Annotated in this window: 26 protein-coding genes and 2 pseudogenes; 22 read left to right on the top strand and 6 right to left on the bottom strand. The window is 57.8% G+C overall.

Annotated elements, in window-relative coordinates; all coding sequences use genetic code 11:
* From SMC3_RS00005 to SMC3_RS00025, 5 genes are all read left to right on the top strand, one after another.
* Positions 1 to 225 (top strand): PIN domain nuclease (locus SMC3_RS00005; protein WP_165846462.1); only part of this gene is annotated, 225 nt, incomplete at its 5' end.
* A 264-nt stretch (positions 226 to 489) separates the two neighbouring features.
* Complete coding sequence (gene hrcA, locus SMC3_RS00010; protein WP_119086697.1) at positions 490 to 1,518, top strand: heat-inducible transcriptional repressor HrcA; 1,029 nt, start codon at positions 490 to 492, stop codon at positions 1,516 to 1,518.
* Between the two features lie 3 nt (positions 1,519 to 1,521).
* Complete coding sequence (locus tag SMC3_RS00015; RefSeq protein WP_119086698.1) at positions 1,522 to 2,247, top strand: RsmE family RNA methyltransferase; 726 nt, start codon at positions 1,522 to 1,524, stop codon at positions 2,245 to 2,247.
* Complete coding sequence (locus tag SMC3_RS00020) at positions 2,244 to 3,575, top strand: MiaB/RimO family radical SAM methylthiotransferase (RefSeq protein ID WP_119086699.1); 1,332 nt, start codon at positions 2,244 to 2,246, stop codon at positions 3,573 to 3,575. The genes SMC3_RS00015 and SMC3_RS00020 overlap by 4 nt, the downstream gene beginning before the upstream one ends.
* A complete protein-coding gene (locus tag SMC3_RS00025) occupies positions 3,572 to 3,937 on the top strand; it encodes an HIT domain-containing protein (RefSeq protein ID WP_119086700.1) in 366 nt (121 codons plus the stop codon). Before SMC3_RS00020 ends, SMC3_RS00025 begins: the two co-directional genes overlap by 4 nt.
* On the opposite strand, the gene SMC3_RS00030 is transcribed toward SMC3_RS00025, so the two are convergent.
* From SMC3_RS00030 to SMC3_RS00045, 4 genes are all read right to left on the bottom strand, one after another.
* Positions 3,934 to 4,434: a ferritin-like domain-containing protein gene (locus SMC3_RS00030; protein WP_119086701.1), complete on the bottom strand. Its 501-nt coding sequence runs from the start codon at positions 4,432 to 4,434 to the stop codon at positions 3,934 to 3,936. The genes SMC3_RS00025 and SMC3_RS00030 overlap by 4 nt on opposite strands.
* Positions 4,431 to 6,743 carry a DEAD/DEAH box helicase gene (locus SMC3_RS00035; RefSeq protein ID WP_119086702.1) on the bottom strand — a complete coding sequence of 771 codons (2,313 nt, stop codon included), beginning with the start codon at positions 6,741 to 6,743 and terminating at the stop codon, positions 4,431 to 4,433. Before SMC3_RS00035 ends, SMC3_RS00030 begins: the two co-directional genes overlap by 4 nt.
* An 86-nt stretch (positions 6,744 to 6,829) precedes the next feature.
* Positions 6,830 to 7,123: a hypothetical protein gene (locus tag SMC3_RS00040; protein WP_119086703.1), complete on the bottom strand. Its 294-nt coding sequence runs from the start codon at positions 7,121 to 7,123 to the stop codon at positions 6,830 to 6,832.
* Positions 7,124 to 7,263: 140 nt separating this feature from the next.
* Positions 7,264 to 7,599, bottom strand: a complete 336-nt coding sequence (locus SMC3_RS00045) for a roadblock/LC7 domain-containing protein (RefSeq protein WP_119086704.1) — start codon at positions 7,597 to 7,599, stop codon at positions 7,264 to 7,266.
* A gap of 339 nt (positions 7,600 to 7,938) precedes the next feature.
* On the opposite strand from SMC3_RS00045, the gene rpsB reads away from it, so the two are divergent.
* The 8 genes and pseudogenes from rpsB (at position 7,939) to ispG (ending at position 14,564) form a co-directional block, all read left to right on the top strand.
* Entirely contained in the window at positions 7,939 to 8,745 is an 807-nt protein-coding gene (gene rpsB, locus SMC3_RS00050; RefSeq protein ID WP_119086705.1) for a 30S ribosomal protein S2, read from the top strand.
* Positions 8,745 to 9,356, top strand: coding sequence for a translation elongation factor Ts (gene tsf / locus SMC3_RS00055; protein WP_119086706.1), 612 nt, complete (start codon positions 8,745 to 8,747; stop codon positions 9,354 to 9,356). Before rpsB ends, tsf begins: the two co-directional genes overlap by 1 nt.
* A 22-nt stretch (positions 9,357 to 9,378) precedes the next feature.
* Positions 9,379 to 10,095 carry a UMP kinase gene (gene pyrH / locus SMC3_RS00060; protein ID WP_119086707.1) on the top strand — a complete coding sequence of 239 codons (717 nt, stop codon included), beginning with the start codon at positions 9,379 to 9,381 and terminating at the stop codon, positions 10,093 to 10,095.
* Entirely contained in the window at positions 10,096 to 10,650 is a 555-nt protein-coding gene (gene frr / locus SMC3_RS00065; protein WP_207798886.1) for a ribosome recycling factor, read from the top strand.
* Between the two features lie 14 nt (positions 10,651 to 10,664).
* Positions 10,665 to 11,369 carry a polyprenyl diphosphate synthase gene (gene uppS, locus SMC3_RS00070; RefSeq protein ID WP_207799583.1) on the top strand — a complete coding sequence of 235 codons (705 nt, stop codon included), beginning with the start codon at positions 10,665 to 10,667 and terminating at the stop codon, positions 11,367 to 11,369.
* On the top strand, positions 11,366 to 12,556 hold the full coding sequence (locus SMC3_RS00075) for a 1-deoxy-D-xylulose-5-phosphate reductoisomerase (RefSeq protein WP_119089685.1): 1,191 nt from the start codon (positions 11,366 to 11,368) through the stop codon (positions 12,554 to 12,556). The genes uppS and SMC3_RS00075 overlap by 4 nt, the downstream gene beginning before the upstream one ends.
* 78 nt (positions 12,557 to 12,634) lie before the next feature.
* Positions 12,635 to 13,518: pseudogene (locus tag SMC3_RS00085) on the top strand (M50 family metallopeptidase).
* A gap of 2 nt (positions 13,519 to 13,520) precedes the next feature.
* Positions 13,521 to 14,564: a flavodoxin-dependent (E)-4-hydroxy-3-methylbut-2-enyl-diphosphate synthase gene (gene ispG / locus SMC3_RS00090; RefSeq protein WP_119086713.1), complete on the top strand. Its 1,044-nt coding sequence runs from the start codon at positions 13,521 to 13,523 to the stop codon at positions 14,562 to 14,564.
* 125 nt (positions 14,565 to 14,689) lie between these two features.
* Here ispG and gltX read toward each other — a convergent pair whose 3' ends face one another.
* Complete coding sequence (gene gltX / locus SMC3_RS00095; RefSeq protein WP_119086714.1) at positions 14,690 to 16,132, bottom strand: glutamate--tRNA ligase; 1,443 nt, start codon at positions 16,130 to 16,132, stop codon at positions 14,690 to 14,692.
* Between the two features lie 38 nt (positions 16,133 to 16,170).
* Here gltX and SMC3_RS00100 point away from each other — a divergent pair, with 38 nt between their 5' ends.
* The 9 genes and pseudogenes from SMC3_RS00100 to SMC3_RS09840 all read left to right on the top strand — a co-directional run bounded on the left by SMC3_RS00100 (position 16,171) and on the right by SMC3_RS09840 (position 22,408).
* A complete protein-coding gene (locus SMC3_RS00100; protein WP_165846464.1) occupies positions 16,171 to 16,509 on the top strand; it encodes a putative signal transducing protein in 339 nt (112 codons plus the stop codon).
* Positions 16,510 to 16,862: 353 nt separating this feature from the next.
* Positions 16,863 to 17,288, top strand: coding sequence for an adenosylmethionine decarboxylase (speD, locus tag SMC3_RS00105; protein ID WP_119089687.1), 426 nt, complete (start codon positions 16,863 to 16,865; stop codon positions 17,286 to 17,288).
* Positions 17,266 to 18,192 (top strand): spermidine synthase, encoded by a 927-nt coding sequence (locus SMC3_RS00110; protein WP_119089688.1) that lies wholly within the window; start codon positions 17,266 to 17,268, stop codon positions 18,190 to 18,192. The genes speD and SMC3_RS00110 overlap by 23 nt, the downstream gene beginning before the upstream one ends.
* A gap of 107 nt (positions 18,193 to 18,299) precedes the next feature.
* Positions 18,300 to 19,592: an amidohydrolase gene (locus tag SMC3_RS00115; RefSeq protein ID WP_119086717.1), complete on the top strand. Its 1,293-nt coding sequence runs from the start codon at positions 18,300 to 18,302 to the stop codon at positions 19,590 to 19,592.
* Positions 19,589 to 20,113 (top strand): CinA family protein, encoded by a 525-nt coding sequence (locus SMC3_RS00120; protein ID WP_119086718.1) that lies wholly within the window; start codon positions 19,589 to 19,591, stop codon positions 20,111 to 20,113. Before SMC3_RS00115 ends, SMC3_RS00120 begins: the two co-directional genes overlap by 4 nt.
* On the top strand, positions 20,110 to 21,120 hold the full coding sequence (amrS, locus tag SMC3_RS00125) for an AmmeMemoRadiSam system radical SAM enzyme (protein ID WP_119086719.1): 1,011 nt from the start codon (positions 20,110 to 20,112) through the stop codon (positions 21,118 to 21,120). The genes SMC3_RS00120 and amrS overlap by 4 nt, the downstream gene beginning before the upstream one ends.
* Positions 21,117 to 21,926 carry an AmmeMemoRadiSam system protein B gene (amrB, locus tag SMC3_RS00130; protein WP_119086720.1) on the top strand — a complete coding sequence of 270 codons (810 nt, stop codon included), beginning with the start codon at positions 21,117 to 21,119 and terminating at the stop codon, positions 21,924 to 21,926. The genes amrS and amrB overlap by 4 nt, the downstream gene beginning before the upstream one ends.
* Positions 21,919 to 22,152, top strand: a pseudogene (locus SMC3_RS09835) (AMMECR1 domain-containing protein); the annotation flags it as partial. The gene amrB and the pseudogene SMC3_RS09835, both read left to right, overlap by 8 nt.
* Complete coding sequence (locus SMC3_RS09840) at positions 22,142 to 22,408, top strand: AMMECR1 domain-containing protein (RefSeq protein WP_119089689.1); 267 nt, start codon at positions 22,142 to 22,144, stop codon at positions 22,406 to 22,408. The pseudogene SMC3_RS09835 and the gene SMC3_RS09840, both read left to right, overlap by 11 nt.
* On the opposite strand, the gene SMC3_RS09495 is transcribed toward SMC3_RS09840, so the two are convergent.
* On the bottom strand, positions 22,372 to 22,598 hold a 227-nt coding region (locus SMC3_RS09495; RefSeq protein ID WP_207799586.1), incomplete at its 5' end, for a hypothetical protein. The two genes, SMC3_RS09840 and SMC3_RS09495, sit on opposite strands and share 37 nt — an antisense overlap.

Raw genomic sequence — 22,598 nt, forward strand, 5'->3', positions numbered from 1 at the left:
CCATTCTATTATCTGAGTGAAGAGAAGAAATCATTTGAAAAAGCTGCATATATGAATTTCACCTGCAGAAGAGCGGGCATTACAATACGAAGTACAATCGATTTATTAATTGCTCAGACAGCAATAGAAAACAATTTGTATCTCCTGCATAAAGATGAAGATTTTACCAATATTGCGAAAATTATTCCCGAATTGAAGATTTATAAGAAGGGAGATTTCGCCTAGCAACTGCTTCAACCTGACTCGCGGGACCGTGTCAGTGCCCCTTGCCTCCGTCATTCCTGTCTTTCCCTGTGTCATTCCCCCGAGCCCTTTTGNNGAACCGTCCCGAGAGTGTTACACATCCCAAGGATCAGCAGTAGTCTGTCATCCTTCACCTCCGTTTTCTCATGAGTTTACGGAGCCATTTCACGTACATTTTAGATGAGTCGATGCAACTCGTTGCTTGTCAGCTTGGCGCTAATCGGTACAATAGATGAGGTGACATAGATGTTCCTCACAGAACGGCAGAAGCGCATATTGCTGGCTATCGTCCGGAAGTACATGGACGACGGCGAGCCTGTCAGTTCGGGATTCGTAACCAGCCAACTGGGCAACGACCTCTCGTCTGCAACGATCCGCAATGAAATGGCGGAGCTTAGCAGCATGGGATATCTTCAGCAGCCTCACGTATCAGCCGGGCGCGTTCCGACGGTGCTGGGGTATCACATGTATATCTCGGCATTTCTCGTCGAAGCGACGCGTCAGCGCATGTTCACCGGACCGATGGATCTCCCACTGCAGTATGAGAGCCTTCCACGTCTGTTCGACGGTGTGGCGACTGCGGTGTCTGACCGCACGAAGAAAGTGAGTTTTGTCCTGTCTCCCCCGATCAACTCTGTGACTCTGCGTCATGTCAGTCTGGTGCCATTCAGCGAAACAGTGCTCATGCTGGTCTTCATCACTGACCGCGAGAACGTCGAGGGATATAAGCTGCTTGCCCCGGCAGACACGACTGAGCAGGAACTCGCAGATATCAATGCCATTTTTGCCAGGGAACTCCGTGGAAAGAGCCTCGATGAGGGCATTCACACCCTTCGCTTTGGCAACATGCTGCCGCAAGACCTTGCTCTGCGCTACGAAGGCGTTCTGGACGCCGTGGCCCAGCTCATGGAAGGCGAGTTGCGCAAGGGAGAGAGTCAGATCTTTGTCCGGGGTATCGAACAGATGCTGAGCGAGCTTCCGGATGACCAGGTTGGGGCGTTTTCTACACTGAGCACCTTCCTGAGCCGCGAAGAGGTCGTGAAACCCTACCTGAATTCGCTGAGCGACCGGGGAGAGATCAGCCTGTTCATCGGAGAGGAGAACCAGCGGGAGGAACTGAGGAGCTTCAGCCTCGTGTCGGTGAGCTACTCGCTTGATTCGAACCAGAGGGGCGTTCTCGGTCTCGTCGGCCCCATCCGCATGAACTACATCCGGGCCATCACAGTTCTGGAGAGTTTCGCAGGATACCTCGGCAGGGTCTCGGGTAGCGGCTGATCCATGCCGGCGTTCGAGGCGGGTCGGTCGCTCAGGCTGGGCGAACATGTCATGCTTGGCGGCACGCCTGCTGCGCACCACATTGCAGATGTCCTCCGTGCTCGTCACGGCGAACGGATCGTCCTGTTTCACGCAGGAGAACTATATGACGCGGTTGTTGAAGATGCCTCCAGGTCCGGCCTTGCCGTTTCCGTGGAGGGCGTCCGCCAGTCGCCCTTTTCCCTGCACCCGGTCATCCTTTTGCAGGCAATCATCCGACCTGCGCTGCTCGATGACGTTGTCCATGTTTGTGCTCCACTGGGAGTGCATCGTTTCGTCCTGTATGCCGCTGAGCGCAGCCAGCCATGGAATGTCGCCGGGCGGCTCGAGCGCCTGGGCCAGGTGGCTCTGTCCTCGGCCGAGCAGGCCGAGACAGGTGACGTCCCGACGGTCGAACTGGCAACGGGGCTCCAGGACGGTTTGTCATGTGTCGGCCCTGTGGACAGTCTGATCATGATGTCTCCTCGCGCAGCTTCGACCATGATGGGACTTGCGCGTGACGGGACATATGCCCTGGATGGTTCGGTTGCAGTCGCAGTAGGCCCGGAGGGTGGGTTTTCGGGGCCCGAGGAGGCTTTGCTTATCGAACGAGGCGCCTTAGCCGTTCGTCTCAGCACGGGCATTCTCAGGAGCGAGCTCGCCGGGTTTGCCACCATGCTCATGGTGCGGGAGTTGCAGGCGACCGCATGAAGGTATTCATCTACACGCTCGGCTGCAAGGTCAACGAGGTCGACTCCGAACTCTATGCACAGGAAATGCGGTTGCTGGGCGCCGAAACGACCACAACGCTGACTGAAGCCGACGCCGTCATCGTGAACTCGTGCAGTGTCACGAACCGGGCCCAGGCTCAGAGCCTGCAGTTTGCGCGTCGTGCCCTGCGCGAACGGCCGGGAGCGCCCGTGTATCTCACCGGATGCGGGGCTGCACTGCTGAATCTGACGCGTACGGGGGCTCCTGTCGGCGTCACCGTCGTCGCCATGGGTGATCGAGCAGAAGTGGCGAGGCTTGTCGTCGGCTCAGGTGACACAGTCCAGACCGCTGCGCGATGGGTCGACGGGTGCATTCAGAGGGCGGGCCCTCGCAACCGTGTGGATGTGCGCGTTCAGGAGGGCTGCGACAACATGTGCACCTACTGTGTGGTGCCGTTCGTGCGTGGTGCGCGCCTGGAATCCAAGGCAATCGATGTGGCAGTGGACGAAGTCATGGGGCTGGCGGCAGCAGGCGTCAAGGAAGTCGTACTGACCGGGACGGAGATAGGCAAGTACGGGAGGACGCCACTTGCATTGGAAGAACATGCTCGTGAGGAGGTGCCGGACATGCTGCCCGTCCTGCTGGACAGCATGCTGTGGGCGCTTGAGGCCGCAGGGCTTCCGACGCGCGTACGCGTCAGCTCCCTGAACCCGGACGCGATCACGGAAGCACTGGTCAGTCAGTTTGCGAACCATGCCGCGCTGTGTCCGCAGCTGCATCTTCCCCTGCAGAGCGGGAGTGACGCGGTGCTGCAGCGCATGCGGCGGCCGTATGCATCGAAGAGCCTGCTCGACAGTGTGCAACGCCTGCGGGCGGATGATCCATCGTTTGCCCTGACGACGGACGTCATCGTCGGGTTCCCCGGTGAGACCGAGCAGGACCTGCAGGCTACCCTGGACGTGATCCGGCTTGCGGCGTTTGCCAAGGTCCATGTCTTCCCGTATTCACCTCGTCCCTTCACCCCTGCGGCGCGTGAGGACCATCAGGTCTCCGCGGGAGTCGCGAAGGATCGGCTGCACCGTGTGCTTGAGGCCGCGGAGCAGACAGGTATGGCATTTGCCCGTCGATTCATCGGTCGGGATGTAACGATCGTATCGGAGAAGTCCTCCCTCGGGGAGGTTGAAGGGTATTCAGAGCACTACCTCTGGACGGAGGGACATGTGTGTGGAAACAAGATGCTCGAACGCGACAACTTTGTCGTCGTCCATGTCGAGGGCTGTCACTTCGACGGCGACCGGGTCGTCCTTTCCGGGAGTGCAGCCACATGATGAGCGCGAACGAACAGAACTGTGTTTTCTGCCGTGTCGGCCGGCACGAAGCACCGGCCGAATACGTCTATGAGGATGAGACGGTTTTCGTCATCAAGGACCGGTTCCCGAAGGCGCCGGTACATCTGCTCGTAATCCCCCGCAAGCACATCGCTCGCATCGATGCTCTCGGGGCAGAAGACAATGAACTGATCGTTCACCTCTTCGAGGTCATCCGCCTGATAGCGGTCAAGTATCACCTTGAAGCAGGGTACCGCGTCATGATCAATTCCGGCGCAGAAGGTGGACAGACCGTGTCACACCTGCACGTTCACATCATCGCGGGCAAGTGTTTGGGATCCAGGGAGGACGCTGCACTCTAGAACGGTGCGAACCGGTTCTCCGCCCAGATTCGTTCCTTGAGGAGGTCATATGCCTTCTCGAGAAGATGAAGGTGGAGTTTCTCCCACTCTTCGAGCTGTCTGTACATGGTGGCCTCGTCTGGCTGGGTTGCCTTCTCGGCCGCGGCATGATAGAATTCCCACGAATTGCGTTCGAGCAGCATACCCGTGTGGATCGCGGAGGCTTCGTGCTGTGAGAGATCTGTTGCGCTGCGCACGGCGTCGGCCAGGACTTCATCGTGCGTCGTTTCTTTCAGTGCTGCGAGTTCAGTGATGTCCAGTGTGCCGCCCGCCAGCACATGGTCCAGTTCCTTGCTGATGTACTTCCGGTGTTTCTCCTCCTGCTCGGTCAGATAGATGAAAACGTCCTGCACCGCCCCTTTGGGCAGGGTGCAGGTTACGCCGAGGTAGAACAGCCATCCTTCGATCTCGAGCTGCAGTGCATCCTTGAGAAGAGTAACCATTCCTTCTTTGCTCATGCGCCACCTCCAGTGGTCGTGTCAAGTCTGTCGAGCAGGAGCCCGAGCAGAACACGTGCACCATTCTTGTCCAGCGGCTTGTTGTTGTTGCCGCACTTTGGCGAGTATACACAGCTTGGACAGCCATCCTTGCAGGGGCACTCGGTCACCCGGTCCAATGCAAGGCTTACGACATCGCGGAAGCGGCCGTATGCCGATTCAGTGAGGCCGACGCCTCCGATATGCCCATCATACACAAAGATGCTGGGTTTCAACGTATCCCGGTGGAGTATCGTCGAGATGCCACCCAAGTCACGCTGGTCGCACAGCACGACGATCGGCATCAGGGCGATGAGCAGGTGCTCGGCTGCGTGCAGGCTCCCCGCGATATCGTAGCCACCTTCCGTGAGCCTATCGAGCATGGCGTCAGGAACCGTAATCCAGAGCGCCATCGTCTCATAGCTGATCTCGGGCGTGTCGATGTACTCTCGCCCAACCTCTGTCTCGATGTGAAAACTCTTCTTGATGAAGCCGACCGTCTGCTCGGACACCACGACCTTGCCGAACGACAGGCCGACATCGCCGTAGTCACGGTGCCCCCGTTCGTTCTGGACGACGACGTCGCTGCGGATAATTGCGTCGGTGTAGTAGTTCTGCGTCGTGGGGACGGCATGGACGACCTGCTGTTCGTGATCATTGTCCGTGACGAGATACGAGTCTCCCTGATGGAGGAACACGGCACCGGGGTAGAATTCCTCGATGACCTTGTAGGCGTCGGCTTCCTCGATGACTTGCCCGTCGCCCTGGTTCAGAATGTGGTAGCGCTTATCCGACAGCGTGCGCAGACTCACGAACCGGTGGGGGTAGGTCTCCGTCGACACGACGAGCGGACCACGGGCGCGCAGCTTTCCGTCTGCCTCCAGCTGTTCGACGAGCGGGGTGTACTGCGGGCCGAAGTACTCGACGTCGATTGCTGCTCGCAGCGGGAGTTCATACGCCGCGCAGCGGAGGTGAGCGCTCAGGATGTACTCGTTGCCAGGGTTGATCGTCGGCGTGCCGAAGCGGCCTGACGACAGGAATCCCGGTGTCTGAACAACGTATTGGTCGAGTGGGTTCGATGACGCCACAAACACGGACAGCGAATGGTCTCGTTCGCGCCCTGCCCGTCCCATCTGTTGAAAGAGGCTGGTCACGGAACCAGGGTAACCCGCCGTGATCGACACGTCGAGGTGTCCGATGTCGATGCCGAGTTCGAGCGCATTGGTTGTGATGACGCCGGTCAGCTCGCCGGAGGAAAGACGGTGTTCGATGCCCCTGCGAACAGCAGGGAGGTAGCCTGCTCGGTAGGTGGCGACGCGGTCTCCAAGGCGTTGGCCCTTGCCTGCTCCGGCATCCCTGACGTACTTGTACAACAATTCTGCTTCCTGACGCGATTTCGTAAAGACGATCGTTCGCACATCTTCCTGAACGGCGCGCTGAAAAAGCCACAGCGTTTCCTTCATGACGCTCTTGCGGATGTTGTTCTGTTTGTCGACGATCCTGGGGTTGAACAGCAGGAGGGTCCTCTTTCCCTCAGGGGCGCCCGAGGGATCGACTTGATGCACAATCTCGCCTGTCAGCCGGGAAGCGAACTTGCCGGGTTCGTCGATGGTAGCGGACGTGACAATGAACACGGGGTGGGCGCCATAGAAGTTGGCCAGTCGCCGAAGACGTCGCAGGAGCAGGGCCATGTGCGAACCCAGGACACCATGGTAGTAGTGACCTTCGTCGACGACGATGAACGCCAGTCCGCGCATAAACCGTGACCAGCTCTCGTGATGCGGCAGAATGCTGTAGTGGAGGCTGTCGGGGTTGGACAGGATGAGGCGCCCGAACTTGCGCAGCTGGCGCCTCGCGTCGGGGTCGGTATCGCCATCATAGACGGCGGTGTTGATGTGGTCCATGCATCGTTCCATTTCTCTCAGCTTGGCCAGCTGGTCTTCGATAAGTGCCTTCGTGGGATAGAGGAACAGAGCTGTTGCCCCGGGATGTTTGAGGAGATGGTCGAGGACCGGTAGCTGGAAGGCGAGGCTCTTTCCGCTCGCCGTGGGGCTGACCACCGTTACATTGTAGCCGCCCTCGGCACTGTCGAAACAGGCACGCTGGAAGGAATACAGCTCGCGGATCCCTTTGTCTGCAAGGTCGGCTGACAAGTCGGGATCCACCGCAGACGGCAGAGGAACGAACGTCGCTTCCCGCGCTTTGAAGTCCAGCCGGCCGACGATCTGCCCGTCATAGTCCTGTGAGGTCGTCAGCTCCCGCAGCAGGAACTGCAGTTCATGTTCTGTCATGAAATCAGTGTACCCGCAACGGGCACAACAAAAAGGCGTGCGCGGAGAGCGCACGCCTTTCGACGACTTCTATGAGGAGAGAAAGCTCAGGCGCTGTCGTCGCCGATCTTCTTGAGCTCTGCCTGTTTTGCAGCTATCTGAGCTTCAAACTCGACGACTGCCGCCTGGACGGTGACGAATGCGCCGGTGATGTTATCGATGGTGTTTCCCTGCTCAAGCATGGCGTATACGTTCACGCCCAATTCCTGCTTCGCGTCTTTGATCTTGCCCTGAAGACCTGAGATATCCATCTTCAGTTTTGTGCTTGCCGCCAAGTCCTTTGCTCCGTCGGCGACATTGCCCGCAGCCCTCTTGAGCTTGTCCATAAAACTGTCTGGCATGGTTCCTCCTTGTACATTGTCGCGTACGCATAGTGCACGTTCGTGAGAACAGCCCATTGCGTCCGAGTAGCACCACAATACGACCAGAGATGTCGGCTGACCGACAGTGCCGCGCCAGAAATGCCCGCGCGCAGCAGCGGCTACATCTGTGTTCTGAGCTGGTTGGCCGCCTTGCGAAGCTCGATACGCAGACGCCCGAGGTTCACTTCCGAGTTCGTGAGAACCACGAGAAACGCGTCGGGCAGGTCGATCATGAAGGCCTTGCCTTTGTCACTCTCGAGAGTAATCATGCCAATCGTCCCTATGGCCATGATGCCGGATGTCGTCGAAGCGCTCTGAAAAACGCTTGCCGTCATGCCGGCGACAGACTCCTCATCCTGGTCCAGAGCGCTGGCAATGACGAGGCCGTCCTTGCTCACGATGGCACTCCCTGTCACACCCATTTCCTTGTTCAGGTTCCGCAAGACTTCTTCCATTGTGCCTCCTCATGCCCCTCTCGTGCTCTTTCAGCAGGCGCGTGTCCTTACAAAGAAAGGCGGGCTTTCTGTCTCTTGTTTCCATTGTAGAGATGATGAAATGCAAGTCAATTGTAGAGAAACTGCGCATCTGGACATCTGGACACGGCATTGCCTGCACGTCGACGTTCAAGGCTCCTGAGTCCTCCCAGTCGTCACAGCGCCTCGCTTGCCAGCAGCGGCATTTTCTGGTACAATTGCCATGCAAGATTCCACACGCCCGGGATTCTGGAGTGTTCCGCATTGCGGTTCTCCGGAAGTTGAACGAGCGGAGGTAAAAAACTAACAGGAGGTACTATTGTGGCAGTCGTAACAATGAAGTCCCTGCTTGAGGCAGGCGTTCATTTTGGTCACCAGGTCCGCAGATGGGACCCGCGTATGAAGCATTATATCTTCACGCAGCGCAACGGCATTCACATTTTTGATCTCAAACAGACCGTAGCCAAACTCGACGAGGCGTACGCGTTCCTTTCGAAGGTTTCGCGTGAAGGTGGCAACGTCATTTTCATCGGCACCAAGAAGGCTGCGCAGGATATCGTTCGTGAAGAAGCGACCCGTGCAGGCGCCTGGTATGTCAACGAGCGCTGGGTGGGCGGTCTCATGACCAACTACATCACTGTCCGCAAGAGCATCGACCGCCTGAAGCAGATCGACCGCGAAGAAGCCGATGGTGTTATCGAGACCATGGGAATCAAGGAACGCACGAAGACCATGAAGTCCAAGGCTCGCCTGAGCAAGCTGTTCGGCGGTCTTCGTACCATGGAAGGTCTTCCCCGTGCCATCTATGTCATCGATACCCACAAGGAGCATAGCGCCATTCAGGAAGCACATGTGCTTGGTATTCCGGTGGTCGCCATCGTCGACACCAACTGCAACCCTGACGAGATCGACTACCAGATTCCAGCAAACGATGATGCAATCAGGTCTCTCCGTCTCATCACCGCGCTCATGGCCAGTGCCCTTATCGAGGGACGCGAAGGCGTGCAGCAGTCCGAGGCAAACGAGGAGCACGCCAGCATGGCCGACTTCGCCCATGAAGCTGAGAAGGCGAAGGAGCCGGTGGTAGAGGTGGAGGACAGCACGGACGACGAGAATGAGGTGAGATAATGGCAACGATTGATATGGAGAGTGTCAAGACCCTGCGCGAACGAACCGGCGCCGGTGTCCTTGACTGCAAGAAGGCACTCGTAGCTAGCGATGGGAACATCGACAAAGCTATCGACGTGTTGCGGGAGAAGGGACTGGCCAAGGCTATTTCCAAGTCGTCACGTGAGGCTGGAGACGGCATGGTCTTCACCTATATACACGCTGGTGGCAAGCTGGGTGTCCTGGTCGAGTTGAACTGCGAGACCGATTTCGTCGCCAAGACCGAGGATTTCCAGGGTCTGGGCAAGGAGATTGCGATACAGGTCGCGGCCACGGATCCTTCCTTCATCCGTCCGGAGGACGTTCCGGCGGACGTTGTCGACCATGAGAAAGCTCTCTACCGCGTTCAGCTCGAGGCTGAGAAGAAGCCGGAACAGGTCTGGGAGAAGATCATCGAGGGCAAGCTGGGAGCATATTATAAAGAGAACTGTCTGATACAGCAGCCGTATATCCGTGATGAGAGCAAGACGATCGATGAGCTCATCAAGGCAATGATTGCCAAGACCGGCGAGAACATCGTAGTCGCGCGGTTTGTGCGCTTCAAGATCGGCGGCAAGCCCACAGTCTGCTAGTCTTCGACATACACTCACACCCATGGCGGCGTTGTACAAGAGAGTAGTGCTGAAACTCAGCGGCGAGGCTCTGAAGGGCAGCGCCGCTTCTGGCATTGATTTCTCGGTATTGCAGTTCATCTCGCGAGAGGTGCAGCAGCTTCTCGAACTGGGCGTACAGGTCGGTTTGGTCATTGGCGGCGGGAACATCTGGCGAGGAGCCAATGCCGAGGGTACGGGTCTGGACCGTGCCACGGCCGATTATATGGGGATGCTGGCGACCATCATGAATGGACTGGCACTGCAATCGGCGTTCGAACAGGTTGGACTCGAAGCGAGGGCAATGTCGGCATTGCGTCTGGATGAGGTTTGTGAGCCATACATCCGCCAGCGGGCTCTTGAGCATCTCCGCAGGAATCGCGTTGTTATTTTTGTAGGAGGGACCGGTCTCCCGTATTTCACGACGGACACTGTTGCTGCTCTTCGAGCCGTCGAGGTCGGAGCGGACATCTTCCTGAAGGGCACAAACGTTGACGCAGTCTACTCGAGCGATCCACGCACGGACAAAACGGCGGCACCCTACCGTCAACTGGGGTACGACCAGTTTCTGGCAGACCATCTGAAGGCGATGGACGCGACGGCCGTCTCTCTTTGCCGCGAGAATCATCTCCCAATCCTACTGTTCAACATGAACAAGCCCGGTAACATTGTCCGGGCGGTGATGCAAGGCGACATTGGAACTCTCATCAAGGAGGCTTAGGTGGACAAGTACTTCACGCCAATCGATGCCAAGATGCAGGCTGCTCATCAGGCCCTTCTCAAGGACTACTCCGAGATTCGTGCCGGTCGAATCACGCCGGCCTACGTTGATGGTGTCGTTGTTGAGGCCTACGGACAGCGCAACCCTCTGAAGGATGTGGCTACAATTTCGGCTCCACAGGCGAAGATCCTTGTCGTGGAACCATGGGACAAGAGCCTGTTGAAGGAAGTTGAGCGCGCTATTCTGAAGGCCAACATCGGCGTCACGCCCACCAATGACGGCCAGCGTGTACGGCTCGTCTTCCCGGATCTGACTCTTGACGAGCGGAAGAAGATGGTAGCGCGCATCTCTCAGCTCACAGAGAAGTTCCGTGAAGAGATCCGCTCCGTTCGGCGTGATGTCCGCGATGACATCAAGGCGAAGGAGAAGGCAAAGGAACTCTCCGAGGATGAGCAGCATCGGCTTGAGGAAGACCTCGACAAACTCACGGACAAACACATCACAGAGGTCAACAAAGCCTTCGAGGCCAAGGAGAAGGAGATCCTTTCTCTATAGGGACGTCTGACGTCGTGGCTACAAGCAGTCAGCTTCATGTCGCCATTGTGATGGATGGCAATGGCAGGTGGGCGGTCAAGCGTGGGCTGCCTCGAATTGCCGGCCACAGGCAGGGCGCTCAGGTAGTACATGACATCGTGGCGGCTGCGCCCGGGTTGGGCGTGACCGCCTTGACCATTTTTGCCTTCTCGACGGAAAATTGGAAGCGACCGCCGGATGAAGTCAGCTACATCCTGCACCTGTTCGTCTCGATGGTTACGAAATGGTTACCAGAGCTGGTTTCTCAGCACGTGCGCGTGCGGATCATCGGAGATCGTGCGGCGTTGCCTGGCGACGTCAGCGCTTCGGTCGAGGCAATCGAGAAGCGTACGGCCGCCTGCGACGGTCTTCATCTCAACGTCGCCCTCAACTACGGAGGACGGGCTGAGATCCTGCTCGCGGCAAAGACATTTGCTGCCGAATGCGCGGCGGGAACGGCGACACCCGAAGAACTCACAGAAGAACGGTTCGATTCGTATCTATGGCTAAAGGGTGAGGCTCCCCCAGACATTGTTGTCCGTACGGGAGCAGAATCGCGGGTATCCAATTTTCTGCTGTGGGAGATGGCCTATGCCGAGTTGTTCTTTCTGGACGTGCTCTGGCCGGATTTCACGCCGGCGACGCTCGACATGATTGTACAAAAATTCAAATCCAGGAACCGGAGGTTCGGTAGCTTATGACAGGCAGCAAGGGTCTTGTGCTCTTTGGTTCGACGGGTTCCATTGGAACCCAGATGCTGGATGTGGTACGCGCTCAGCCCGAGCGATACCACATCGTTGGTCTCACTGCACACACGAACGACGAACTGCTCGCTGAGCAGGCTGTGGCTTTTCGGCCGCGCTTCGTCGCAATGTCGGACGATGCCGCGCGTGAACGGCTGATGATCAGGCTGGAGCGTCATGATCTGCGTATTCCGGTGGCCAGCGATGAGGACCTGCCCTCGATGCTCAGCAGGGTCGCTCTTGACATGCCTGTTGTCGCGGCAGCTTCCACTGACCTGGCGCAGGTCGTCTACGATCTTCTGCGATTGGGATTACCCATGGCTATCGCCAGCAAGGAACTGCTCATCACGCTGGGAGACCTGCTGGAGCCATTCAGGGCACAGTTGCGTCCTATCGACAGTGAGTTGTCGGCGGTCTGGCAGTGCCTTGCAGGTGAGGATCCCGAGACTGTCGAGCGTGTTGTGCTGACTGCATCGGGCGGTCCATTTCGAACGAAGCCCGCTGCAGAACTGAACGACGTGACGGCAGCACAGGCATTACAGCATCCATCCTGGCGGATGGGTCGCAAGGTGACCGTCGACTCGGCGACGCTGTTCAACAAGGCGCTCGAGCTGGCTGAAACGCACGTGCTGTTTGGTGTCGACCGCGAGCGGATCACTGCAGTGCAGCACCCCCAGTCGGTGGTCCACGGTCTGGTCGAGTTTCGGGATGGCACCACCCGTGCCATCGCGTACCGTCCCGACATGCGCGTCGCGATTGCGTACGCGTTGTCGGTTCCCGATCGCCCTCTGCACGAAGAGGTGACCCGCTTGCACCTGGAAGAACTGGGACAGCTTACGTTCGAGCCCATTGATGCGAAGTTTGAAGCTTTTGCCATCGGTAGAGAAGCAGAGAGGCGGTCACCAAGGGCGATGCTGGGACTTCTTGGGGCGGACGAGGTGGCCGTTTCACGCTTCCTCATTGCACAGGGTACATTTGGCGATATAGTGGCAGCCCTGCGATACGTGCTCAGCGAAACCCAGGATGAGGTCCTGGATCCAAGTGTCCGAGCACATGTCGAAGCCGTCGCCCAGGGGCGTCAACTGGCTGAACAGTGGTATGAAAAGAGATACAGCACTCAACCGGGCAATCGGGAAGGAGTCTGACCTGTGCAGATAATTGTTACGATCCTTGCGTTTGTGTTCAGTTTCACGCTGGCGACCCTGTTCCACGAGGGTGGCCACATGCTCGCCGCAGCCGCTTCCCATACGCAGACCGAGGAATTCGGGCTTGGGTTTGGCCGTACCATATGGTCCCGTACGTGGCACGGAACGGTCTTCAAGATCAACGCGTTGCCGATCCTTGCATACGTGAAGATCAAGGGCATGGAGTCCNNGGTATGCTCGGCAACCTGGTCCTGGCATTCCTCATTTTCAGCATCGTGTTCTCGACGCTTGGAGACCCGCGCGCATCCACCAAGGTGGGCACGGTGACGCCTTCCTCTCTCGCAGAAGCGGCAGGCCTGAAGGCAGGTGACAACATTCTTACCATCGACGGTGTGCCCATGACGGATTTTGACCAGATCTCGGCTGCCGTCCGAGCCAGCGAGAACAAACAGATCGACATCCTCGTCGCCCGCAACGGATCGCAGGTTGATATCTTCGTGACCCCCGCGCTGGACGCGAGTCTCGGCTATGTTGCAATCGGCTATGGGCCTGGGTTCGTTCGCTACAACCCGTTCAAGGCTGTCTGGCGCGCGCTGACGTTCACAGGAAGTTACATTGTCACCTACATCAAAGCGCTGCCATTGCTGTTTACGAAGAGAGGTGTCCAGTCCCTCACCGGCCCTATCGGCATTGCCCGCATGACTGGTGAAGCAGCGATGAGCGGGTTCATGAGCCTGTTGTGGCTGACCGGCATCATCTCGGTGGCCATCGGGTTGACGCAGCTTCTGCCTATTCCAGCGCTGGACGGCGGCTGGGTCCTGTTCCTGCTGGCCGAAGCCGTCATCCGCCGGCGCATCTCGCCGGAGCGCCAGGGGACAATCCAGAGCATCGGCCTGTTCGCGCTTCTCGGCATCATGGTCCTGATCTCCATCAAGGACGTAGCGGGAATCTTCATCCACTAGCTATGGAACGTCGGGTGTCGCGCGTCGTCAAGGTGGGATCCGTGGTTATGGGTGGCGACCACCCCGTCGTCGTACAGACGATGACCAAGACGGATACCCGTGACGTCGCGTCCACCATCCGTCAGATCCATGAGCTGGAACTTCGTGGATGTGAACTTGTTCGCCTCGCAGTCAAGGATATGGAAGCGGCCCGGGCCCTGCGGACCATCAAGAGGGAAGTGCCCATACCTCTGGTTGCCGATATCCACTTCGATCCACGCCTTGCACTGGCATCCATCGAAGCCGGTGTCGACAAGATTCGCCTGAACCCTTCCAACATTAAGGACCCAGCGATGCTGCGTGAGGTCGCCAGGACCGCGAAGTCGGCGTCCGTCCCGATCCGCGTCGGCGCAAATCTGGGGTCGATGAACCCCGACCTTACGCGTTCAGAGAGAGCCCAAGCCCTCGCTGAAGAAGCGCTTCGAGAAGCGCGACTCCTGGAGGAAGCAGACTTTCATGATATCGTGGTGTCCGTGAAGAGCAGCGATGTCCGCGAGATGGTGGAAGCCGTGCGCATTGTTGCAGGCTGCAGCGACTACCCTCTTCATCTTGGGGTCACGGAGGCAGGACCGCTGAGACAGTCGCTTGTCAAGAGCAGCGCCGGCATCGGCTCCTTGCTTCTTGACGGCATTGGCGATACGATCCGGTACTCCATCAGTGGTGACCCGGGCCTGGAGGTCGACGCGGCATGGATGCTGCTTGCGGGACTGGACTTGCGAAGACGTGGCGCACAGATTGTGTCATGCCCGACATGCGGCCGTTGTGAAGTCCCCGACATCCTGTCCCTTGTGGCGCAACTCGAGGAACGGCTGGGTGAGATCATAAAGCCAGTGACTGTTGCCCTCATGGGTTGCGTCGTCAACGGTGTCGGCGAGGGAAAGGCGGCCGATGTCGGCATTGCCTGCGGCCGTGATCAGGGCGTCCTCTTTGTGCGTGGCGAACCCGTCCGCAATATCGAGCCTTCTGCCTTCATCGACACCCTTATCGCCGAAGCCAACAAGCTGTAGTCCCTTTTATACTTCTTCTCCTGTGCGCCTCTGCATACGCGCTCCAGTTCGATCAGCTTCGACATAGAAACAACCCCTCAGCAAGAGCAACGCTGAGGGGTTGTTATTCCGTGGTGAAGGGCTGGCTAGAGAGCCAAAGCTTTTTGCAGGCGTTCGTGAATGGACGATGGCTCGAGCATCAGGAACAGCTTGACAATCTCCGGGCCATCCTTGGCGCCAAACAGCGCAACACGGATGGGACTGTAGAGTTTCCTGGCCGGGAGTGGAATCTGGTTGCGAAGGTCTTCCACCCACGAACTCATTGCGTCATCGCCCTGGCCGAACGGGATCGCGGCGAAGTGCTCCATGAGGTACTGCAGGACCTGTTTTGCCTCAGGCGAGCCGATGACTTCCTGCGACTTCTCGTCCGTGATGACGACGTCTGGCTGGACAATGTTGCGAGCCAGCCGGAAGATATCCGGGAGGACCTGCGCATTGCCCTTGGTGAGATCGATGGCGGCCAGTGTCTTGTCTTCCGGCAGTCCGCCGAATGCTGCAACATACTGGTCGGCGAAGTCACCCTTGAGGATCGTCAGAATGGATGCTGCATCCTTCCTGCCGAGGTACATGTGGTTCATCCACGTCAGTTTTTTCTTGTCGAAGACAGCACCGGACTTGCCCACACCGCCGAGCGAGAACTCTTTGATCAGCTCGTCCAGGGTGAAGAACTCACGGTCGTCCTTGGGGGACCATCCCAGGAGCACGAGATAGTTGATGAGTGCTTCGGGAAGGTATCCTTCAAGGCGGTAGTCACCGACGGACACGGCGCCATGTCGCTTCGAGAGCTTGCTGTGATCCGGGGCAAGGATCAGCGAGACGTGGGCGAACTGCGGGACGTCGAAGCCCAGAGCCCGATAGATGAAGACCTGGCGTGGCGTATTGGACAAGTGCTCTTCTGCCCGGATGATGTGCGTGATCTTCATCAGCGCGTCGTCGATGACGGTCGCGAAGTTATAGATGGGAATACCATTTTGACGGGCAATGACAAAGTCATCGAATTCCTCTGACTTGAACTCGACGTCGCCTCGAATGAGGTCGTGGACGACGACGTCTTCTTCTGGAATGCGCAGGCGGATGGCGTATGGCTTGCCTTCCGCAATGTTCTTCTCGACCTGTTCAGCGCTCAGGTGGGCACAGGTGCCACCATATCGATAGATGCGGTGTTCGGCTTCCGCCTTGCGGCGTTCAGCCTCGAGCTCATCCTTGGTACAGAAACACCGGTACGCTTTGTCCTCATCGAGCAGCTGCTGGAGGTAGGTATCGTAGAGGGGTTTGCGCTCAGTCTCGCGGTAGGGACCGAAGTCGCCGCCTTTCAGGAACCCTTCGTCCCAATTCAGACCCAGCCACCGAATGTCGTCGAGCATCGAGTCGATGTTCTCTTCGGTCGATCGTTCGAGATCGGTGTCGTCGAGGCGCATGATGAAGGTTCCATCCTCGTGTCTGGCATACAGGTAGTTGAAAATCGCTGTCCGGGCGTTGCCGACATGAATGTGTCCGGTGGGACTCGGTGCGTAGCGTACTCTGACCATGGTTACCTCCACAACTGATTCTTACATATTCTATGGTCATGGACCCAAAATGCAATGATGAAGCTGTCGTCGGGGTGCTTGTGGTACGCGCCGCCATCCTGCGCTATACTAACATTATGGATACAAAATTGATTGCCATCACGACAGCTTCAGATGAAATGGAAGCAAACATGATTGTCGGCCTGCTTGCTGCTGCCGGGATCCCAGCGATGGCCAAGCGCTCGGTCAGGGACGGGTACGGTACGGTCTATCAGGGTCCCTTTGGGTCATTCGACATCCTGATCGACGAAGAGAATGCGACGGCTGCGCAGACAGTTCTGGACGCCGAGGATGTGCCCGGCGAACTGGACGAGAAACCAGACATTCCTGCAGACTGAGCGTATCTCGGCCGTATCGGCCGCCCAATCAGGCCAGGATCCCCTGGTTGACACCTGTTAATAGAGATCGTACCGTGGTTCAGTCGGTGCGATTTTGTGTTTACGTTGATTCCACCAGATCGATTCCTCCGTGTATGTGCTCGAGCAGTCTGCCCATGGGGAGCAGACGCGGTGCGCTGAGGTATCGTACCAGACGCGATCCCGACTTTCGGTATCTCGCGTGCCTTGTTGCGGACGCTCAAGCGTGAGGCTCATCGTCATTGCAATCCAGTCGATTGCTGGTATGATGCTACACGTTAAAGTAACGTCCTCATCCTTACTTTACTAATCTTTGAAAGGGGGTGGTGGTCGAGATGCGCACCGAAGGTAGACACATGGTAGTCGAGGTCTCTGGGTGTAATCCGGATGTTCTGAACGATCTGGACAGAGTTAAGGAGATCTTGCGCGAGTCTGCTCTGCAAGCAAATGCAGAGATCCTGGAATTGGCGTTTCACCATTTTACTCCTCAGGGGGTTAGTGGGGTAGTAGTGATTTCCGAGTCGCATCTGTCCATTCACACATGGCCTGAGTACGGATACGCTGCCCTAGACGTTTATACCTGTGGAGAAAAGACCGATCCATGGCGGGCCATGGAGTATGCCGCTGAGAAATTTGAGGCAACGACAATCGTCAAGACGGAGATTGCTCGTGGACTGGAGATCGAGGGACGCCCAGGCGTTTATGGGCACTCGGTCGTCGAGACGGAGGTTATGAGAGATGGCGTGGCTGTGGTATCATGACACATTTGAGCCCGGGGAGGTTCATCTCCACGCGCTGACTGGCGTGATCGCCACCAGGAAGACCAAGTATCAGACGGTAGAAATCGTCGAGTCTGAGCACTATGGCAAGATGTTGATTCTCGATGGCGACTGCCAGAGTTCCGTAAAGGATGAATACATCTATCACGAGTGCCTGAACGAGCCGGCCATGGTCTGTCACCCGGACCCACGCAGGGTGCTTGTTGTCGGAGGCGGTGAAGGCGCGTCTTTGCGTGAGCTGCTGCGCTTCAAGTCGGTCGAACACATCGACATGTGCGACATCGACGAGGAAGCCAATCAGATGTATGAACAGTACCTGCCGGAGTATCATCAGGGTGCGTTTCACGACCCCAAGGTCAGTATGCACTTCGAGGACGCCCGCAAGTTCATCGAGCGTCAAGCTGACCACTCCTACAGTGTTATCATTGAAGACCTGACTGATCTCTTTGAGGGTGGGCCGTCAATCGTCCTGTTCACGAAGGAGTTTTATCAGCATGCATTCCGCGTTCTGGACGAGGGCGGTACCCTCTGTGTTACTTCGTCATATTTAAAGCCGACGAATGTTGCAGTCCACAAGAGGATTCTGGATACCATCCGTTCGGTTTTCCCGATCGCTCGTTCGCTGTATTCTTATGTCGGCGCGTACGATGTTCCCTGGTCATATATCCTGGCTTCCAAGAAGAACGACCCGCTGGATATGGATGCCGCCACGGTCGACAGGATTCTGGCTGATCGCATTGGGGACACCAGCGCACTGAAGTTCTACGACGGCGTGACGCATGAGCGCATCTTCCGTATGCCCAAGGACATACGGAGCATGCTCTCGACACCCGGCGAGCCTCTCGAAGACGGCAAGTCGTTCGGTATCGTTCCAAAGGGTATCTAGAGTTACTGGTTTACAACGCATGTTTCAGCCCGCCCTCACAGGGGCGGGTTTTTTGCTAGCGAGATTTGTGCAAGATTTGCTATGATATAAGAAAAGGAGCGTGCACGATGATACGAGTATTCACGTCGGCCAGGATACTTGATACTGGGCGGGGAACTGATGACGCGACGCGCGTCGTGGATATCCTTGTGGACGGAATGAAGATCAGCCGCATCGCGGGTCACGTGGATCCGCCCATGGGTGCCAGCGTCGTTGACGCGTCGAGGTACCTGGTTACTCCTGGGTTTGTCAACGCCCACGGGCACCTTGCCATGACCCTCCTGCGGGGGCTTGCCGACGAAGTGTCGCTTGACGTGTGGCTGCATGACTACATGTTTCCACGCGAAACTCTCATGAATGGCGACGACATCTACTATGGCAGCTTGCTTGCGCTTGCCGAAGGCATCATGTCCGGAACGACAACGTTCGCCGAGATGTACTTCTTCGAAGACGATGTAGCTCGGGCTGTAAACGAGGCAGGCGTACGGGCCAATCTCTCGACGGGTACCGCTTCCCTCGACAACGAGCGGGGCAAGCTGGAGAAGTCTGAAGAGTTCGTCGTGCGCTGGAACAACAAGGCCGACGGTCGCATCAGGACCAGTTTCGGTCCTCACGCTCCCTACACGGCGAGTCCGGAGTTCATCCGGGAGAACTTCGAACGTGCCCGCGATCTTGGCGTCATCGTGCAGTTTCACCTTCACGAGACACGCAAGGAAATCGAGGAGTTTACCGCAACGTATGGGGCGTCTCCCATCTCGTACTACGCTGACCGGGGATACTTCGAGAATCCGCCTCGGCTCCTGGCTGCCCACTGTGTCCACATGACCGCCCGTGACGCGGAAATCCTGCGTGACGCGGGGGCAAGCATTGCCCTGAATGTCCAGAGCAACCTCAAGCTCGGGTCCGGCATCGCTGACTACAGGCTCCTGCTGGGCAGCGGCGTGAACCTTTGCGTAGGAACGGACGGAGCGGCCAGCAATGACAACCTCGATATGCTGGAGGAATTGCGGGTGCTGGGTCTGCTCATGAAAGGTTCGACCATGGACGCCTCGGGTATCAGCAACGCCAGTCTCCTTGCGATGGCGACCGCCAACGGAGGTCGAGCTCTCGGGTTTGATGACGTGGGAACACTGAGCGAGGGGGCTGCAGCTGATCTGGTCTTCTGGGATCTCGAGGATGAATCGTTCTGTCCAAGGAACAACGTGGTCTCCCATCTCCTCTGGTCGGCAAACAGTCGAGCTGTCGACTCGGTCATGGTTGCTGGTTCCTGGGTCATGGAGCATAGGCAGTTGCTGGGCATTGATATCGACAAGGTGCGATTTGAGGTGGCACGGAGGGCGCGCCGCTTGGCGAGTGGATGAGCAAAGACCTGGACGAGGATCTCCTGGTGGTTGCCAGAGCACTCTTGAACCTCCTGACTCAGCATGGCTGGTCCCTTGGTACGGCTGAGTCGGTCACCGGGGGGATGGTTGGAGAAGCCATCACTGCTGTGCCGGGAGCGTCGGTGTCATATATGGGTGGCGTGATCAGCTACACGGACCGGGAGAAGACAGCACTGTTGGGAGTATCGGCCGAGTTGCTGAAACAGTATGGTGCTGTCAGCGCCGAGGTGGCAGAAGCTATGGCTCAGGGCTGCAGAGAGAGGCTGAATGTGCAGGTAGGACTCGCGGCGACAGGAGTAGCCGGACCGACATTGGACGACAGAGGTATGCCTGTCGGGACCGTGTTCGTAGCCTGTGCGAGGCCACGAGCGTGCACAGTGGAGCGACTACTGTTGGATGGGAACCGACGCCACATCCGCGTCGAATCGACACGTGCAGCCCTGCGGCTGGCCATCCGGCTCCTAACGGCAACTCTGCCAGGGGCGGAGGAGATGACATGAAACCAGCGAGGCTCAGTCGTGTGGAGGAGGGTGGGGCCGTCAAGTGTCTTGCCTGCGCTCATGGGTGTGTGGTTACTGAAGGCAGAACAGGATTGTGCGGTGTACGTCGCACGGTGAAGGGAGAACTGCAATCCATGGTCTATGGTCTCCCGGCCTCGGTTGCCCTCGATCCCATTGAGAAGAAGCCGCTGTATCACTTCCTTCCTGGATCGACCGCGCTCTCACTGGGCACATTCGGGTGCAATTTTACCTGCGCCTTCTGCCAGAACTATGAACTCTCGCAGGCGCGAGGCATGGACGACGAGTTGTCCCGTCTGCCTTTCCTGGACCCGGAAGCTGTCGTGCAACTGGCGCTGCGGCAGGGAGCATCGTCTATTGCCTGTACGTACAATGAGCCCGCAGTGTGGGCAGAGTATGCCCTGGACATTGCCGTACAGGCAAAAGAGGCCGGCTTGCGCACGGTGTTCGTGTCCAATGGCTTCTACTCCCGTGAGCTTCTGGATGAAGCGCTACCCTTGATCGATGCCTACAATATCGACCTGAAGTCGTTCTCCGACGACTTCTACCGACGCGTATGCGGCGGACGCCTCCAGCCTGTCCTCGATGCCATACGAGCGATCCATGACGCAGGAGTCTGGGAGGAGATCACGTCGTTGATCATCCCCGGACTCAACGATTCTGAGCATGAACTGAGGGCCATGGCGCATTTCGTTGCGTCAATCGACCCTGCGATACCGTGGCACGTCTCGCGGTTCTTCCCCATGTATCACATGCAGGATACGCCGATCACGCCGACTGCTTCAATCGAGAGAGCGGTGCAGGTTGGGCATGAGGAAGGGCTGCTCCACGTCTATTCGGGGAACCTTTCGGCCCACGATGCAGCAAGTGATACGGTGTGTCCACAGTGTGGAGCAACAGTCGTGGAACGGCAGGGCTATACGGTGACAGCCAGGACGGGCTTGACCTGTCCGAGCTGTGGGACTCACATCAAGGGGGTGGACCGATGATACGAAAGGCCGTTGTTGCCGGGCAGTTCTACCCGGCGCAGGCTCATGAACTGCGCAGCGACGTCGAGGGATACATCGAGGGCGCACGTATCCCAGCCGACGTTGCCGGCGCCGTATGCAGGGGGTTGATCGTTCCTCATGCCGGGTACGTATACTCGGGTCCAGTGGCGGGAGGGGGCTACGCCTGTCTCGCGAGCCTGGATACGTCTGCGCACACGACTGTGGTCGTCCTCGCCCCGAGTCATCACGTGTGGTTCAAGGGTGCGGCACTCCCGGAAGCAGACGTGTTCCAGACGCCACTGGGAGACATCAACGTGCCGGATGCAGCGAAGCTCCTGACGAAGGGCTCCTCGGTCTTCACGTCCGGTGAGGCCCATGCAATGGAGCACGCGGTCGAGGTACAGCTGCCATTCCTGCAGGTATCTCTCAAGGATTTTGACATCATTCCATTGGTGCTGGGAGAGGTGGACACAGAGAGCCTGGCTCAGGAGCTCCTGGCACTGAATCTTTCACATATGCTCATCGTTGCCTCCAGCGACCTCAGTCACTATGATCCATATGATATGGCAGTGGAACATGACCATACCACGATCGGACACATATTGAAGGGAGAGGGCGACAAGCTGGGTGGCGACGATGCCTGTGGGTTTATGCCGATCAGGACGATCCTCGCCATGGCACACGTATGTGGCTGGAAGTCCCGTCTCGTCGACTACAGGAATTCTGGTGACACTGCAGGGGACAAGTCTGCGGTTGTCGGATATGCTTCGATTGGTTTCTGGGAGGACAGGAATGGGCATGAATGAACATGAGCGCCTTCAGTTGCTTGTGCTGGCACGTGAATCGATTCGCATGCGGCTGCTGGATGCACACGAACTGACACCGACGCGCGAGGAGTTCCCTGATGATAAATTCTGGCAGGATCAGGGAGTGTTCGTCACGCTGACCGAGCACGGAGAGCTTCGAGGCTGCATCGGGACGATCATGCCCGTGTCTCCTCTGGTTCAGGCGGTTGCGTCCAATGCGTTGTCGGCGGCTTTCAGCGANNGCGTTCTCCTCGCTGGCGGACCTTCAATCGAAGCTTGCAGCAACACGTCCCGGCGTCATTCTTCGGCGCGGAGTCTATCAGGCCACATTCCTGCCCCAGGTCTGGGAGGAGTTACCCAACGTCCACGGATTCCTCGAAGCTCTCTGCCACAAGGCTGGGCTCCACACGGAGAGCCTCTCTCAGCCGGGTCTGAGCGTCTTCACTTACACCGTCGAGGCGTTTTCCGAGGACTGCGAGTAGACCGGCCACCGACGGGCGAGTTCTCTGTTCTCCCTCCGCCATTGCATGGAGAACATGGGGGAGTGTCTCGTCGGGTGATCTAGTGGCTCAATCGCTTTCCAGACGGCAACGCGGTACTCTTTCTCGAGCTCGAAGCACTCTCGCGCAGCTCGCTTCCGGTACTCCGATGCGGCATCTGTCATCATCTCCT

It is taken from the genome of Candidatus Cryosericum hinesii, from assembly GCF_003570985.1.
GTDB classification, from domain to species: domain Bacteria; phylum Caldisericota; class Caldisericia; order Cryosericales; family Cryosericaceae; genus Cryosericum; species Cryosericum hinesii.

What these genes read in the sequence shown, in the direction of transcription:
- hrcA (WP_119086697.1), top strand. Translation starts at nt 490, where the DNA reads ATGTTCCTCACAGAACGGCAGAAGCGCATATTGCTGGCTATCGTCCGG.
- SMC3_RS00015 (WP_119086698.1), top strand. Translation starts at nt 1,522, where the DNA reads ATGCCGGCGTTCGAGGCGGGTCGGTCGCTCAGGCTGGGCGAACATGTC.
- SMC3_RS00020 (WP_119086699.1), top strand. Translation starts at nt 2,244, where the DNA reads ATGAAGGTATTCATCTACACGCTCGGCTGCAAGGTCAACGAGGTCGAC.
- SMC3_RS00025 (WP_119086700.1), top strand. Translation starts at nt 3,572, where the DNA reads ATGATGAGCGCGAACGAACAGAACTGTGTTTTCTGCCGTGTCGGCCGG.
- SMC3_RS00030 (WP_119086701.1), bottom strand. Translation starts at nt 4,434, where the DNA reads ATGAGCAAAGAAGGAATGGTTACTCTTCTCAAGGATGCACTGCAGCTC.
- SMC3_RS00035 (WP_119086702.1), bottom strand. Translation starts at nt 6,743, where the DNA reads ATGACAGAACATGAACTGCAGTTCCTGCTGCGGGAGCTGACGACCTCA.
- SMC3_RS00040 (WP_119086703.1), bottom strand. Translation starts at nt 7,123, where the DNA reads ATGCCAGACAGTTTTATGGACAAGCTCAAGAGGGCTGCGGGCAATGTC.
- SMC3_RS00045 (WP_119086704.1), bottom strand. Translation starts at nt 7,599, where the DNA reads ATGGAAGAAGTCTTGCGGAACCTGAACAAGGAAATGGGTGTGACAGGG.
- tsf (WP_119086706.1), top strand. Translation starts at nt 8,745, where the DNA reads ATGGCAACGATTGATATGGAGAGTGTCAAGACCCTGCGCGAACGAACC.
- pyrH (WP_119086707.1), top strand. Translation starts at nt 9,379, where the DNA reads ATGGCGGCGTTGTACAAGAGAGTAGTGCTGAAACTCAGCGGCGAGGCT.
- SMC3_RS00075 (WP_119089685.1), top strand. Translation starts at nt 11,366, where the DNA reads ATGACAGGCAGCAAGGGTCTTGTGCTCTTTGGTTCGACGGGTTCCATT.
- ispG (WP_119086713.1), top strand. Translation starts at nt 13,521, where the DNA reads ATGGAACGTCGGGTGTCGCGCGTCGTCAAGGTGGGATCCGTGGTTATG.
- gltX (WP_119086714.1), bottom strand. Translation starts at nt 16,132, where the DNA reads ATGGTCAGAGTACGCTACGCACCGAGTCCCACCGGACACATTCATGTC.
- SMC3_RS00100 (WP_165846464.1), top strand. Translation starts at nt 16,171, where the DNA reads ATGGACCCAAAATGCAATGATGAAGCTGTCGTCGGGGTGCTTGTGGTA.
- speD (WP_119089687.1), top strand. Translation starts at nt 16,863, where the DNA reads ATGCGCACCGAAGGTAGACACATGGTAGTCGAGGTCTCTGGGTGTAAT.
- SMC3_RS00110 (WP_119089688.1), top strand. Translation starts at nt 17,266, where the DNA reads ATGGCGTGGCTGTGGTATCATGACACATTTGAGCCCGGGGAGGTTCAT.
- SMC3_RS00115 (WP_119086717.1), top strand. Translation starts at nt 18,300, where the DNA reads ATGATACGAGTATTCACGTCGGCCAGGATACTTGATACTGGGCGGGGA.
- SMC3_RS00120 (WP_119086718.1), top strand. Translation starts at nt 19,589, where the DNA reads ATGAGCAAAGACCTGGACGAGGATCTCCTGGTGGTTGCCAGAGCACTC.
- amrS (WP_119086719.1), top strand. Translation starts at nt 20,110, where the DNA reads ATGAAACCAGCGAGGCTCAGTCGTGTGGAGGAGGGTGGGGCCGTCAAG.
- amrB (WP_119086720.1), top strand. Translation starts at nt 21,117, where the DNA reads ATGATACGAAAGGCCGTTGTTGCCGGGCAGTTCTACCCGGCGCAGGCT.